Raw genomic sequence first — 13,526 nt, forward strand, 5'->3', positions numbered from 1 at the left:
AACAGCGCCACCAACCGGGCGTGGCGCCGACGGGCGTCGGGCGGCACGAGCCGCGCGACCGCGGGGTCGTCGGCGAACGCCGCGGCGAGCACCTCCGCCGCGGCCCGCAGGGTGCCGGGGCCGCCGCGCTCGACGTGCACCGCCCCGGCCGCCCCGGCTGTCCCGGCTGTCCCGGTCGTCCCGGCTGCGCTCACCTCACGCGCCGAACGTGTGCCGCAGCGGGTACCCGCTGACGCCGCGGTCGTCGGTGCGGGTCGCCAGCACCTGGTGGAGCTGGATCTCGTTGCGCTCGAAGGCGATGCGGGAGCCGGTCATGTAGATGCCCCACACCTTCGCGGTGCCCTCGCCGACCTCGGCGACGGCGTCGTCCCAGTTGCGCTCCAGGTTCTCCGACCAGCCCTGCAGGGTGCGCGCGTAGTGCATCCGCAGGTTCTCCGTGTGCTGCACCTCGAGACCGGCGTCCTGGGCGTCCATCACCATGCGACCCGAGCCGGTCAGCTCGCCGTCGGGGAACACGTAGCGGTCGATGAACGCCCCCGTGCGCGTCGGCAGGTTGTGGGCGCGGGTGATCGAGTGGTTGAGCAGGCGGCCCTCGGGCCGCAGGCGGTCGCGCAGGAACGCGAAGTACGCCGGGTAGTTGCGCACCCCGATGTGCTCGGTCAGCCCGATGGAGCTGACGGCGTCGAACCCGTCGTCCATCACGTCGCGGTAGTCGAGGTGGCGCACCTCGGCCAGGTCGGAGAGCCCCGCGGCGTCGATCGCCGCCTTCGCCCACGACGCCTGCTCGAGGCTGAGGGTGACGCCGAGCGCCTTCACGCCGTACTCCCGCGCGGCGTGCATGACCATGCCGCCCCAGCCGCAGCCGACGTCGAGGAGCCGCTGACCGGGCTGCAGGTCGAGCTTGCGGGCCACGAGGTCGAACTTGGCGGCCTGCGCCTGCTCGAGCGTCGCGTCCTCGGTCTCGAACAGCGCGCACGTGTAGGCCATCGACGGGCCGAGCACGAGCTCGTAGAACCGGTTCGACACGTCGTAGTGGTGGCCGATGACCTCGGCGTCGCGGGTCAGCGAGTGCCGCAGGCCCTCGACCGCCCGGCGCCAGCGGGGCAGGTGTTCCTGCGGCGGCACCGGCGGCGGCTTGAGGTGGCCCAGCCCGAGACCGCGCAGCAGGCGGAGGGCCTCGCCCGCGCTCGGCCGGCGGAACGACAGCTGGCTCAGCAGCAGCACGAGCCCGTCGTACGGGTTGCCGGGGTGCACGCCGGAGACCTCGAGGTCGCCCATCACGTACGCGCGGGCGATGCCGAGGTCGCCGGGCGCGGTGAGGATGTAGGACAGGCCGCGCTCGTTGCGCAGGTGGAGCCCCACCGCCGCGTCCGCCGGGCCGGCCGAGGAGCCGTCGTACGCCGTGAACCGCACGGGCATGCCGTGCTTCATCAGCGTGCCGATGGCGTCGCCGATCGTGATGGTCCTGCCGTTGTTGCCGTCCTTGCCGATGTCCTGGGTCACTGCCTCCGCACCGCTTTCTCGTAGAGGGTCGACAGCCGCTGCTGCGGGTCGTAGCGCTCCTTGACGCGCGCCAGGTTGGCGCCGTCGTAGAGCCGGTCGAACGTCTCGGGGTCGTAGAACGCCTCGGAGTAGAGGGACTTGTGGCCGTCGAGCTCGTGCACCCGCGCCTCGATGGCCCGGTTCGTCGGCGCGTCCGGCGCCTGCGGCCCGACCGCGACGGTGCCCCAGAACCCGGCGTTGACGTAGGTCGTGCCCGGCTCGAGGGGGTACGACGACCACGTGCGGGCGCTGCCCGGACCGTCCGGCTCGCGCAGCCGCAGGGGGCACAGCCACACGGGGCGCATGCCGACGTGCTCGTCGAACCAGGTGAGGAACTCACCGAGCCGCTCGAGCGGTACCTCGACGTCCTGCACGACGCGCTCGCGCTGCGGGCGACGCTGCAGCCGGTCGAGCGTGGCGACGATGCCGAAGCGGGTGTCGAGGCCGACCAGGCGGTGGTAGACGTCCGAGCGGCGCTTCGAGCGCGGCCAGAGGCGGCGCACCCGCGGGTCCTGCAGCCCGAACGCGCCGGAGCACCAGAACCAGTCGGTGTCCCAGCGCCAGAGGTAGTCCTCGACCGTCAGCAGGTCGCTGGTGCGCTGCTGGACCGAGCGGTAGTAGACCTCGTCGACGTACGTCGAGGGGCGCTGCCCCGCGGCGTCGTCGGTCCAGCGGGCCAGCGTCAGGTAGAGCTCGTCGGGGCTGAACGCGGTGCCGTCGAGGCCGTCGACCCGCTCCCCCTCCCAGGCGCCGTCGGCCACGATCGTCGCGACGGCGCCGACCAGCGCGGCCGCGTCGTCGAACCGCACGTGCCGCAGCGCGACGTACGCCGGCACGGGCTCCAGCTCGATGCGCAGTCGGGTGGCGTAGCCCAGCGAGCCGTAGGAGTTGGGGAAGGCGTCGAACAGGTCGGCGTGCTCGCCCGTGGGGCGGGCGGTGACGATCTCGCCGGCGCCGGTCAGCACGTCCATCTCGAGCACGCTCTCGTGCGGCAGGCCGTTGCGGAACGACGTCGACTCGATGCCCAGGCCCGTGACCGCGCCGCCCAGGGTGATGGTGCGCAGCTGCGGCACCACCAGGGGCACGAGACCGTGGGCGAGGGTGGCGTCCACGAGGTCCTCGTAGGTGCACATGCCCTGCACGTCGGCCGTCCGGGCGACGGGGTCGACCGCGACCACGCCGTCGAGGCCGGCGACGTCGAGACCGGGCGCGGTGGTCGCCGTGCGGGTGCGGAAGAGGTTCGAGGTGCGCTTCGCCAGCCGCACCGGGGACCCGGCGGGGATCGCGGCGTACGACGCCAGCAGCGCCCGGGTGGCCGCCTCGTGCGCCTGCGTGCCGACCGTGTTCACCCGGTCGACCCTAGACCCGGCTCCGGGCGGCGGCGTACCGACTTTGGTCGATGATGTTGTGATCTACAACCAGTTCGGCGTGGCCTCCGCCACGCGCCGCACCCCCGCGGGTCGGCTCAGGTCGCGACGGTGGTCGCGACGGTGCCGCGGGGGTCCCCCACGTGCACGGGTACGCCGGTGCCCGCGAGGTCGCGGACGGCCGCCAGGTCGGCGTCGGCCACCGCACCGGCGTCGCCGAGCACGACGGCGGCCTCGAGCGAGCGGGCCCCCGACGCGACGGCCATGGCGACGCACACGCCGAGCGCGCTGACGCGCAACGACGGCAGGTCGACCGTGGCGGCGGCGTAGGTGCGGCCGTCCTGGTCGCGCACCGCGGCACCCTCGCGGGCCCCGGTGCGGGCCCGCGTCGCGCGGGCCAGGGTGACGAGCTTGCGGTCCTCCGCGGACAGGTCGCTCACGGGGTCGCTCACGGGGTCGCTCACGGTGCCTCCTCCTCGTCGCCGTCGGCCCCCAGGCGGGTGACGACCACGGTGCTGATCTTGTTGCGCCGCCCGCGCACGCCCTCGGCACGGAACCCGAGGCCGTGCGCCTCGACGGTCGAGCCGGGGATGGGCACGAGCCCCAGGTGCTTGGCCATGAGGCCGCCGACGCTGTCGACGTCCTCCTCCTCCACGTCGAAGCCCGGGAACAGGTCGTCGAGGTGGTCGACGGGGAAGCGGGAGGAGACGCGCCAGGCGTCGTCCCCGATCCGCTCGACGTCGACCTCGTCCACGTCGTGCTCGTCGGCGATCTCGCCCACGATCTCCTCGAGGACGTCCTCGATGGTGACGATGCCGGCGGTGCCGCCGTACTCGTCCACGACGACCGCGATGTGCTGGCGCGAGGCCTGCATCTCCGCCAGCAGCGACGCGACCGACTTGGAGTCGGGCACGTGGTGCGCGGGACGCATGTGGGTCTCGATGCGCTCGGTGATGTCGGCGTCGCCCTCGCGGTCCTCGAAGTCGAGGCGCGCGACGTCCTTGAGGTAGGCGAAGCCCAGCACCTCGTCGAGGTTCTCGCCGACCACCGGCATGCGGGAGTAGCCGCTGCGCAGGAACAGCGACATGGTCTGGCGCAGGTTGCGGTGCCGCTCGACGAACACCACGTCGGGGCGGGGCACCATGACCTCGCGGGCGATGGTGTCGCCGAACTCGAAGACCGAGTGGATCATCTTGCGCTCGCCCGACTCGATGACGGCGCTGGCCTCCGCCAGGTCGACGAGCTCGCGCAGCTCGGTCTCGGACGAGAACGGGCCCTCGCGGAACCCCCGGCCCGGGGTCAGGGCGTTGCCGACCAGGATCAGCAGGCGGGGCAGCGGGCCGAGCAGGCGGGTGAGCGCCCACACCGGCGCCGCCGAGCCGAGCGCCACCCGGTCGGGGTGCTGGCGGCCCAGCGTCCGCGGCGCGACGCCGATGGCGACGAACGACACCACCAGCATGATCGCGACGGTCAGCAGCACGCTCCCCCACCAGCTGCGCACCGCCTCGTCGACCTGCAGCGTGACGAGCACGATGGCGGCGACCTCGGCGAGCAGGCGCAGCAGGATGAGGGAGTTGAGGTAGCGCGGCGGGTCGTCGAGCACCCGCAGCAGGTACGTCGCGCCGGTGCGCCCCTCGGCGGCCAGCTCCTCGGCGCGCGCGCGGGAGAAACCGGACAGTGCCGCGTCGGCCGCGGCGATCAGGCCGGCCACGACGACGAGGCCGCCGGCCGAGACCAGCACCCAGAGGTCGCTCATGGGCGCCGATCCTCTCAGGACCGGCTGCGCCAGCGGGCCAGCAGGGTGTCCTGCAGCCCGAACATCTCCGCGTGCTCCTCCGGCTCGGCGTGGTCGTAGCCGAGCAGGTGGAGGATCCCGTGCACCGTCAGCAGCTCGATCTCCGCCAGCGTGCCGTGGCCCGCCGTGGCGCCCTGGGCCGCCGCGACGGCGGGGCTCAGCACGAGGTCGCCGAGCACGCCCTCCTCGGGCTCCTCGTCCGCGAGCCCGGGGCGCAGCTCGTCCATGGGGAAGGCGAGGACGTCGGTCGGCCCCTCCTTGCCCATCCACTGCTCGTTGAGCTCGGCGATGGTGTCCTCGTCGACGGCCTTCAGGCAGAGCTCCGCCTCCGGGTGCACCCGCATCTCGTCCATGACGAAGCGGGCCAGCCGGGCGAGGTGCTCCGGCTCGACGAGGTCGGTGCCGGACTCGTCGATGATCTCGATCGTCACGAGGGACGTCCTCCCCGCGTGGTGCGGCGGGGGCCGGTGGGCTCCGGGGTGCCGGAGGCCTCGCCGGCGTCGTACGCGTCGTAGGCGGCGACGATGCGGGCCACCAGGCGGTGGCGCACCACGTCGCTGCTGGTCAGGCGGTTGAACGAGACGTCCTCGACGCCTTCGAGGATGCCCTCGACCACCCGCAGGCCGGAGCGCGTGCCACCCGGCAGGTCGGTCTGGCTGGTGTCGCCGGTGACGACGATGCGCGAGCCGAACCCGAGGCGGGTGAGGAACATCTTCATCTGCTCGGGCGTCGTGTTCTGCGCCTCGTCGAGGATGATGAACGCGTCGTTGAGGGTGCGTCCGCGCATGAACGCGAGCGGGGCGACCTCGATCGTGCCGGCCGCCATCAGCTTGGGGATCGACTCCGGGTCCATCATGTCGTGCAGCGCGTCGTACAGCGGGCGCAGGTAGGGGTCGATCTTCTCGCTCAGCGTGCCCGGCAGGTAGCCCAGGCGCTCGCCGGCCTCGACGGCCGGGCGGGTCAGGATGATGCGGGTGACCTCCTTGGCCTGCAGCGCCTGCACGGCCTTGGCCATCGCCAGGTAGGTCTTGCCGGTGCCGGCGGGGCCGATCCCGAAGGTGATGGTGTGGGTGTCGATCGCGTCGACGTAGCGCTTCTGGTTGAGCGTCTTCGGGCGGATCGTGCGGCCGCGGTTGGAGAGGATGTTGAGGCTCAGCACGTCGGCCGGCCGCTCCTCGGTCTCGGTGCGCAGCATGCCGATGACCCGCTCGACCGTCTCGCTGCTGACGCCCTGACCGGTGCGGATGAGCGCCACCAGCTCGCCCAGGAGGCGCTCGGCGAGGGCGATCTCGGCCGGCTCCCCCATCAGCGTGATGCGGTTGCCCCGCACGTGGACGCGGGCCCCGAAGGCCTGCTCGATCGCACCGAGGTGCTCGTCGCCGGCGCCCAGGAGGCTCACCATGTCGATGCTGTTGGGCACCGTGACCGTGTGCTTGGCGGCGGTCGGCGATGCGAGCTGCGGTGCGCTGTCGGAGTCAGTCATGGATGCCCGGGAGGGCTCCCCTTCTGGTGCGGCGGGACGGCGGGACGAACCCCTCCATCGTACGCCGCCGCCCCCACCCCCCGGCGAGCCGTTTCCGGCGCCGGACGGGCTCAGGAGGGCCAGCCCATCCGCTCCCCGCCGAGCACGTGCAGGTGCGCGTGGAAGACGGTCTGGCCCGCGTCGGCGCCCGTGTTGAACACGAGGCGGTAGCCGTCGAGGTCGTCGGCCTGCGCCACGGCGGCCGCGCTGGTGAGCAGGTCAGCGGCGGTGCGCGGCTCGGCCGCCGCGAGCGACGCCGCGTCCGGGTGGTGGCTGCGGGGCACGACGAGCACGTGGGTCGGGGCGACCGGGGCGATGTCCCGGAACGCCAGCGTCGTCGGCGTCTCGTGCACCACGGTGGCCGGCACGTCGCCGGCGACGATCTTGCAGAACAGGCAGTCGGCGCTCATGACGCCAACCTAGCGCCGGCCGGGCTGCTCGCCCCTCGTCGCAGGAGCCACTACCGTCACAGGAGCAACTGCACCCGGCCGCCTCGCGAGGACGACCGTCGGCGCCCGACCCTGGGAGGAATCGCATGACCGCTCGCCGCACCCCCGCCCGCCGCACGACCGCCCCGCTCGCCGTCGGCGCGGTGCTGGCCCTGACGCTGGCCGCCTGCGGCGACGACGGCGCGGACGACGGCGCCACCGACCCGGGAGCGAGCCCGTCGACCCCCACCAGCTCGGCGACGGCGACGACCACGCCGAGCGACGACGAGGGCGGCACGGGCGGCGGCACGGGCGGGGCGGGCACCGGGGCCGTGCCGGTCTACTACGTGCTCGAGGGGGACCGCGCGGGCCTGGTGCGCGAGTTCCACGCCGGCCAGGGCGACGACGCCCTCGCCTCGGCGGTCACGCTGCTCTCCAGCCCGCCCTCGGACCCGGACTACACGTCGTACGTCGACGGGTGGGTCACCGCGGCGCAGGAGGCGGACGGCGAGATCGTCGCCACCGTCAGCGGCCCGGTGCCCGGCGACGACGCCGAGCTGGCGGTGCAGCAGGTCGTCTACACGCTGCAGGCGGCGGCCGGCCGGGTGCTGCCCGTGCGCTTCCTCGGCGAGTCGGGCGGGGACGCCGTCGGACTGCCCGGCACCAACCCCGTCAGCACCTCGCCCGAGCTCGAGACGCTCGCGCTCGTCAACATCACCGACCCCGCCGAGGGCACCACCGTGTCGGGGTCGATGACCGCGACCGGGCGTGCGAGCTCGCCCGAGAACAACGTCCGGTGGGAGGTCCGCTCCGGCTCCGAGGTGGTGCTGGAGGGCTTCACCACGCACGAGGGCTCGTCCACCGACGAGCGCCTGGACCCGTGGACCGTCGAGGTCGACCTCAGCACGCTGGCCCCCGGCACCTACACGTTCGTCGCGATGACCGACGACGCGAGCGGCGGCGAGGAGGGCTCCGGCCCGGCCACCGACACGCGCACCATCGTCGTCGGCTGACCCCGCGGGGCAGGCCCGGCGGGCGGTCAGGCCCAGCGGGCGGTGCGGGCCAGGAGCGCCGCGACCGCCACGACCCCGGCGGTCGAGGTGCGCAGCACCTCGTCACCCAGCCGCACGGTCGTGGCGCCGGCCGCCTCGAACGCCGCGACCTCCTCGTCGGTGAGCCCGCCCTCGGGACCGACGACGAGGCCCAGCGAGCGCACCTCGCCCGACAGCGGGACCGAGGCCAGCGGCGTGGTCGCCGCCTCGTGGAGCACCAGCACCACGTCGAGGCCGGCGAGGAACGCCGCCGCCTCGGCGGTCGACGCCAGCGGCGCGACCTCGGGGAACCACGCGCGCCGGGACTGCTTGGCGGCCTCCCGCGCCGTGGCCGACCACCGCGCGTGCGCCTTGGTCGCGCGCTCGCCGCGCCAGACGGCCACGCTGCGCGCCGCCGCCCACGGGACGATCCGCTCGACGCCCACCTCGGTGAGCACCTCGACGGCCAGCTCGCCCCGGTCACCCTTGGGCAGCGCCTGCACGACCGTCACGGCGGGCACGGGGGCGGGTACGTCGGCGACGTCGGCGACCTCGACCTCCAGCGCGCGCTTCGCCGTCGCCGTGACGACGCCGGTCACGGCCCGCCCGGCCCCGTCGACGAGACGCACCTGCTCCCCCACGGCGAGCCGGCGCACCGCGACGGCGTGGTGGGCCTCGTCGCCCTCGACGCGGACGAGGGACCCGGGTCGGGCCCCGCCCAGGTCGGGGTGCAGGTGGACCGGCAGCGACACCGCGGGCCTCAGTGGGTGTGGAACTTGTCGCGGAAGCGGCCGAAGACGCCCCCGCGGCGGTGCACCTGGACCTGGCCGTCGGTCGCCTCCTCGCCCCGCAGCTCGGCGAGCTCGCGCAGCAGCGCCTCCTGGCGCCCGTCGAGCTTCTGCGGCGTCGCGACCGCGATGGTGACCACGAGGTCCCCGCGCCCGGCACCCCGCAGGCCGGGGACGCCCCGCCCGCGCAGCACCTGCTCGGTGCCCGACTGCGTGCCCGGCTTGATCTCCAGGCGCAGCTCGGTCTCCAGCTCGGTCTCCGCGCCGTCCTCCACGAGGTCGGCCTCGAGCAGCGGCAGGGTGACGTCGGCGCCGAGCGCGGCGGCGGTCATCGGGACGGTCACGGTGCAGTGCAGGTCGTTGCCCTGGCGCAGGAACAGCTCGTGCTCGGCGACCCGGATCTCGACGTACAGGTCACCGGCGGGACCGCCTCCCGGGCCGACCTCGCCCTGCTCGGCCAGCTGCACGCGGGTGCCGTTGTCGACGCCCGCGGGGATCTTGACGGTGAGGTCGCGGCGCGAGCGCACCCGGCCCTCGCCCGAGCAGGTGCGGCAGGGGTCGGGGATGACCGAGCCGAAGCCGCGGCACGCGGCGCAGGGACGCAGGGTGCGGATCTCGCCGAGGAACGAGCGCTGCACGTGCGCGACCTCCCCCGCACCGCGGCACGTCGTGCAGGTCTGCGGGCTGCTGCCGGGGGCCGCGCCGTCGCCGTGGCAGGTCTCGCAGACCACCGCGGTGTCGACCTTGAGCTCGCGGGTGACGCCGAAGGCGGCCTCGGCGAGCTCGACGTCGAGGCGGATGAGCGCGTCCTGGCCGCGCCGCATCCGCGGTCGCGGGCCGCGGCCCGCCCCGCCCCCGCCGGGCTGGCCCGGGCCCCCGCCGCCGAAGAAGGCGTCCATGATGTCGGTGAACGAGAAGCCCTGGCCCGCGCCGCCGAACCCGGCGCCGCCGAACGGGTCGCCGCCGCGGTCGTAGGCCGCCCGCTTCTGCGGGTCCGACAGCACCTCGTAGGCCGCGCTGACCTCCTTGAACCGCTCCTGGGTCTCGGGGTCGGGGTTGACGTCCGGGTGCAGCTGGCGGGCCAGACGCCGGTACGCCTTCTTGATGGCGTCGGCGTCGGCGTCGCGGTCGACGCCGAGCAGCTCGTACAGGTCCTGGCTCACGTGTGTCCTATCCATCGCTTCCGTGCAGGTGGGGCAGGTCGGGCGGGTCGGGCGGGTGGGGGCGCCGTCGATCGGCGCCCCGGTCAGGCGTTGTTGTTCTCGTCGAGGATGCGCGACATGTAGCGGGCGACCGCGCGCACGGCGGCCATGGTGCCCGGGTAGTCCATGCGGGTGGGGCCCACGATGCCGAGCGCGGAGAGCATGTCGGCACCCGCGCCGTACCCCGTCGTGACGACGCTCGTGCCCGCGAGCTCCTCCACGGGGCCCTCCGCGCCGATGCGCACCGTCACGGCGCCGCCGGTCGTGGCCTCGCCCAGCAGCCGCAGGAGCACGACCTGCTCCTCCAGCGCCTCGAGCATGGGGCGCAGCACGGTGTCGAAGCCGTCGCCGAAGCGCGCCAGGTTGGCCGTGCCGCCCACCACGACGCGCTGGTCGGACGAGTGGTCCGACAGCGCGTCGACGAGCACCCCGACGACCTCGCTCGTCGGGCCGTCGGCCGGGGCCTCGTCGGTGCGCAGCCGGGCCAGCGCGTCGGCGGCGACACCGAGCCGCTGGCCCACGACCGCGCGGTTGACCTGGGAACGCAGGTCACCGACCTGGGCCTCGTCGAGGTCCCGGTCGAGCTCGACGAGGCGCTGCTCCACCCGCCCGCTCGACAGGATGAGGACGACGAGCAGGCGGTGCGGCGCCAGGGCGACCACCTCGACGTGCCGCACGGTGCTCTGGCTGAGGATCGGGTACTGCACCACGGCCACCTGGCGGGTCAGCTGGGCCAGCAGCCGCACGCTGCGGCGCACGACGTCGTCCACGTCCACCGCACCCTCGAGGAAGGTGGAGATGGCCCGCTTCTCGGCCGCCGTGAGCGGCTTGACCGTGCCGAGCCGGTCCACGAACAGGCGGTAGCCCTTGTCGGTGGGGATGCGGCCGGCGCTCGTGTGAGGCTGGTGGATCAGCCCCTCCTCCTCCAGCACGGCCATGTCGTTGCGCACGGTCGCCGGGGAGACCCCCAGCCCGTGCCGTTCGACGAGGGCCTTCGAGCCGACCGGCTCCTCGGTCGACACGTAGTCCTCCACGATGGCCCGCAGCACGGCGAGCCGACGCTCCTCGACCATCCCTGCTCCTCCCGCGTGGCGTCCACCGGTGGCCGAGACCCTCGGGGTCCTGGCACTCCACCGGCGCGAGTGCCAATGGTACTCCGCCCCGTCCCACTCCACGGGAACCACTTGACCCGGGGCCGGTGAGCGGTAGGTTAGGCTTGCCTTAGTCATCCAGGAGGTCCTGTGCTCCCCTTGCTCGCCTCGGCCGATCCCGACCAGCTCGCCGCGCGCGCCCGCAGCGCCCTGTCCTGCCCGGCGGCGGCCAGCATGGTCATCAAGGGCACCGAGCACCTCTTCGGCGGTGACGACCTGGGCCTGCAGGACCGGGGCGGCGTCCCCACCCTGGTGTGCCGCACCGGCTCGGTCGTCGAGCGCGCCGCGACCGCCCACCAGAAGGCGCTGCTGCGCATCATCTCCGGCGTGGTCGAGGACGACGGCACCACCGAGTCGGTCGTGCTGGCCGGCAAGCTGGCGAGCCCGCGGCCCTGCTGCGACCCGTCGCTGCAGGCCGTCGCCATCGACCCCACCATCATCATGCTCATCCGCACGCACGCGGACGGCTCCACGCGGCAGTACCGGGTGCCCACCGCCCTCTTCCGCAGCCCCACCCACGCGCTCAACCGCGGCTACCTGCGCCGGTGCACCGAGCACGTCAACGAGTGCCACGACGCCGAGCTGCGCCAGGCCGTCTCCCTGTGCACCGGCACGCCCGCGCCGTACCTGGCCGGCGCCGCCCTCGCCGACCTCTCGCCCACCGGCGTGGAGGTCCGGTGGGTCGACGCCGACGGGGCGCACCGCCGCCCGGTCACCTTCGACACTCCCGCCCGCACCCCGGACGACCTCGCCGAGGCGCTGCGCACCCACCTGCACGCCGGCCTCTGCTGACTCGCCCGCCGACCCGCCCGCCGACCCGCCCGCCGACCCGCCCGCCGACCCGCCCGCTGGCCTAACCTCACGGGCATGGCCCGCGACACCGTCCTGCCCGACCCGACCGAGGTCGCCGACCGGGTCTGGGTCGCCCGCCACCCCTGGTTCGACGCCATCGTCACCGTCGTCGCCGGCGAGCGCGGCGTCGTGGTCGTCGACACCCACGCCGCGGAGACCGTCGGCGAGCAGCTGCGCGACGCCGTGCGCCGGCTCGCCCCCGCCCTGCCGCTCCTCGCCGTCGTCGCCACCCACGACCACCTCGACCACGTGCTCGGCACCGCGCCGCTGCTGGACGCCTGGCCCGACGCGGACGTCGTCGCCCACGAGGACGCAGCGGCCCGCATGGCGACCAGCGTCCCCGCGCAGGTGGCGGCGTACGACGCTCCCCCGGCCCTGCGCAGCGCCGTGACGAGCAGCCGCCTCGTGCTCCCCACCCTCACGCTCTCCGGCGCGCGGGCGCTCGACCTCGGGGACCGGGTCCTCGAGGTCGTCCACCCCGGTCGCGGCCACACCGGCGGGGACCTCTGCGTGCGGGTGCCCGACGTCGACGTCCTCGTCGCGGGCGACGTCGTCGAGGCCGCCGACGACCCGGCCGACGCGGTGCCGGCGTACGGCGACGACTCCTGGCCGCTGGAGTGGCCGGGCAGCCTGGAGCTCGTGATCGGGCTCCTCACCCCGGCCAGCACCGTGGTCGCCGGCCACGGCCCGGTCGTGGACCGCGCGTTCGTGCACGCCCAGCAGGCGGCCGTCGCGGAGGTGGCCGGCCAGGTGAGCGACCTCGCGGCCGCCGGCGTCCCGGCCGACCGGGCGCTCGCAGAGGGGCGCTGGCCCTTCCCCGCCGACGCGCTCGTCGCGGCCGTGCGCCTCGGCTACGCCCACCTGCCGCCCGGGGCACGACGGCTGCCGCTGGTCTGACCCCCGCGGCGTGCTCCGGCGGCGTGCTCCGGCGGCGTGCCTGGCGAGGACGGTCGGTCCCGCGCCCTAGCGTGGGGACGTGACCCCGCACGACCGCTACGGATCCGACGTCCTCTCCGGCGACTGGCGCGCGCCCAAGCGCGGCCGGGCCACGGAGCACCCCGCCGACGTCGGCCTGGTCGTCGAGGAGGTCACGACCGACTGGTGCGGCGAGATCGTGACCGTCGACCGCGACCTCGACACCGTCACGCTGGAGGACCGGCGCGGCAAGCGGCGCACCTTCCCGCTCGGTCCCGGCTTCCTCCTCGAGGGCCGCCCGGTCATCCTCACCGCCCCGGTCCGGGTCGCGGCGCCGCGCCGCCCCAGCCGCACGGCGTCGGGCTCGATCGCGGTGCCGGACGCGCCGGCCCGGGTCGCCCGCGCCTCCCGCATCTTCGTCGAGGGCCGCCACGACGCGGAGCTCGTCGAGAAGGTGTGGGGTGACGACCTGCGCGTCGAGGGCGTGGTGGTGGAGTACCTGGGGGGCGTCGACGACCTCGCCGACCACCTCGTCGGGTTCGAGCCGGGCCCGGGCCGCCGCGTGGGCGTGCTCGTCGACCACCTCGTGCGCGGCTCGAAGGAGAGCCGCATCGCCGACGGCATCGCCCGCTCGGCCGTCGGGAAGCACGTGCTCATCGTCGGCCACCCCTTCGTCGACGTCTGGCAGGCCGTCAAGCCCGAGCGCGTCGGCCTCACCGCCTGGCCGACCATCCCGCGGTCGGTGGAGTGGAAGCACGGGGTGTGCCAGCATCTGGGGTGGCCCCACCGCAACCAGACCGACATCGCGCGGGCCTGGAAGCACATCCTCGGGCGGGTGGAGTCCTACGCCGACCTCGAGCCGGCCCTGCTGGGCCGGGTCGAGGAGCTGATCGACTTCGTGACCGCCCCCGACGCGTAGCACCAGGAGACCCC

15 protein-coding genes are annotated in these 13,526 nt (G+C 74.6%); 4 read left to right on the plus strand and 11 right to left on the minus strand.

Annotated elements, in window-relative coordinates; translation table 11 throughout:
- From KK617_RS04970 to KK617_RS05005, 8 genes are all read right to left on the minus strand, one after another.
- Positions 1–194, minus strand: a 194-nt coding sequence (locus tag KK617_RS04970) for a hypothetical protein (protein WP_277498481.1), incomplete at its 3' end; no start/stop codon positions are given.
- A 1-nt stretch (position 195) separates the two neighbouring features.
- The gene (locus tag KK617_RS04975) at positions 196–1,503 is read right to left on the minus strand and encodes a class I SAM-dependent methyltransferase (RefSeq protein WP_346812815.1); all 1,308 of its coding nucleotides are present in this window, start codon (positions 1,501–1,503) and stop codon (positions 196–198) included.
- On the minus strand, positions 1,500–2,891 hold the full coding sequence (locus KK617_RS04980; RefSeq protein ID WP_277498482.1) for an FAD-binding oxidoreductase: 1,392 nt from the start codon (positions 2,889–2,891) through the stop codon (positions 1,500–1,502). Before KK617_RS04980 ends, KK617_RS04975 begins: the two co-directional genes overlap by 4 nt.
- Before the next feature lie 116 nt (positions 2,892–3,007).
- Positions 3,008–3,373 carry a cytidine deaminase gene (locus tag KK617_RS04985; protein ID WP_277498483.1) on the minus strand — a complete coding sequence of 122 codons (366 nt, stop codon included), beginning with the start codon at positions 3,371–3,373 and terminating at the stop codon, positions 3,008–3,010.
- The gene (locus KK617_RS04990) at positions 3,370–4,665 is read right to left on the minus strand and encodes a hemolysin family protein (protein ID WP_277498484.1); all 1,296 of its coding nucleotides are present in this window, start codon (positions 4,663–4,665) and stop codon (positions 3,370–3,372) included. Before KK617_RS04990 ends, KK617_RS04985 begins: the two co-directional genes overlap by 4 nt.
- Before the next feature lie 14 nt (positions 4,666–4,679).
- Positions 4,680–5,135 (minus strand): rRNA maturation RNase YbeY, encoded by a 456-nt coding sequence (ybeY, locus tag KK617_RS04995; RefSeq protein WP_277498485.1) that lies wholly within the window; start codon positions 5,133–5,135, stop codon positions 4,680–4,682.
- Complete coding sequence (locus KK617_RS05000) at positions 5,132–6,187, minus strand: PhoH family protein (RefSeq protein ID WP_277498486.1); 1,056 nt, start codon at positions 6,185–6,187, stop codon at positions 5,132–5,134. The genes ybeY and KK617_RS05000 overlap by 4 nt, the downstream gene beginning before the upstream one ends.
- Positions 6,188–6,297: 110 nt before the next feature.
- Positions 6,298–6,636 carry a histidine triad nucleotide-binding protein gene (locus tag KK617_RS05005; RefSeq protein ID WP_277498487.1) on the minus strand — a complete coding sequence of 113 codons (339 nt, stop codon included), beginning with the start codon at positions 6,634–6,636 and terminating at the stop codon, positions 6,298–6,300.
- 125 nt (positions 6,637–6,761) lie between these two features.
- On the opposite strand from KK617_RS05005, the gene KK617_RS05010 reads away from it, so the two are divergent.
- Entirely contained in the window at positions 6,762–7,667 is a 906-nt protein-coding gene (locus KK617_RS05010) for a Gmad2 immunoglobulin-like domain-containing protein (RefSeq protein WP_277498488.1), read from the plus strand.
- A 26-nt stretch (positions 7,668–7,693) separates the two neighbouring features.
- Here KK617_RS05010 and KK617_RS05015 read toward each other — a convergent pair whose 3' ends face one another.
- The 3 genes from KK617_RS05015 to hrcA all read right to left on the minus strand — a co-directional run bounded on the left by KK617_RS05015 (position 7,694) and on the right by hrcA (position 10,748).
- The gene (locus KK617_RS05015; protein WP_277498489.1) at positions 7,694–8,437 is read right to left on the minus strand and encodes a 16S rRNA (uracil(1498)-N(3))-methyltransferase; all 744 of its coding nucleotides are present in this window, start codon (positions 8,435–8,437) and stop codon (positions 7,694–7,696) included.
- An 8-nt stretch (positions 8,438–8,445) separates the two neighbouring features.
- A complete protein-coding gene (gene dnaJ, locus KK617_RS05020; protein ID WP_277498490.1) occupies positions 8,446–9,636 on the minus strand; it encodes a molecular chaperone DnaJ in 1,191 nt (396 codons plus the stop codon).
- Between the two features lie 83 nt (positions 9,637–9,719).
- The gene (gene hrcA, locus KK617_RS05025) at positions 9,720–10,748 is read right to left on the minus strand and encodes a heat-inducible transcriptional repressor HrcA (protein ID WP_277498492.1); all 1,029 of its coding nucleotides are present in this window, start codon (positions 10,746–10,748) and stop codon (positions 9,720–9,722) included.
- A gap of 168 nt (positions 10,749–10,916) precedes the next feature.
- Between hrcA and KK617_RS05030 the strand changes: the two genes are divergently transcribed.
- From KK617_RS05030 to KK617_RS05040, 3 genes are all read left to right on the plus strand, one after another.
- Positions 10,917–11,618 carry a hypothetical protein gene (locus KK617_RS05030; RefSeq protein WP_277498495.1) on the plus strand — a complete coding sequence of 234 codons (702 nt, stop codon included), beginning with the start codon at positions 10,917–10,919 and terminating at the stop codon, positions 11,616–11,618.
- A gap of 75 nt (positions 11,619–11,693) precedes the next feature.
- Positions 11,694–12,575 carry an MBL fold metallo-hydrolase gene (locus KK617_RS05035; RefSeq protein WP_277498497.1) on the plus strand — a complete coding sequence of 294 codons (882 nt, stop codon included), beginning with the start codon at positions 11,694–11,696 and terminating at the stop codon, positions 12,573–12,575.
- Positions 12,576–12,654: 79 nt separating this feature from the next.
- The gene (locus tag KK617_RS05040; RefSeq protein ID WP_277498499.1) at positions 12,655–13,512 is read left to right on the plus strand and encodes a DUF3097 domain-containing protein; all 858 of its coding nucleotides are present in this window, start codon (positions 12,655–12,657) and stop codon (positions 13,510–13,512) included.
- Positions 13,513–13,526: the final 14 nt, after the last annotated feature.

It is taken from the genome of Nocardioides sp. ChNu-99, assembly GCF_029493445.1.
GTDB lineage: Bacteria > Actinomycetota > Actinomycetes > Propionibacteriales > Nocardioidaceae > Nocardioides.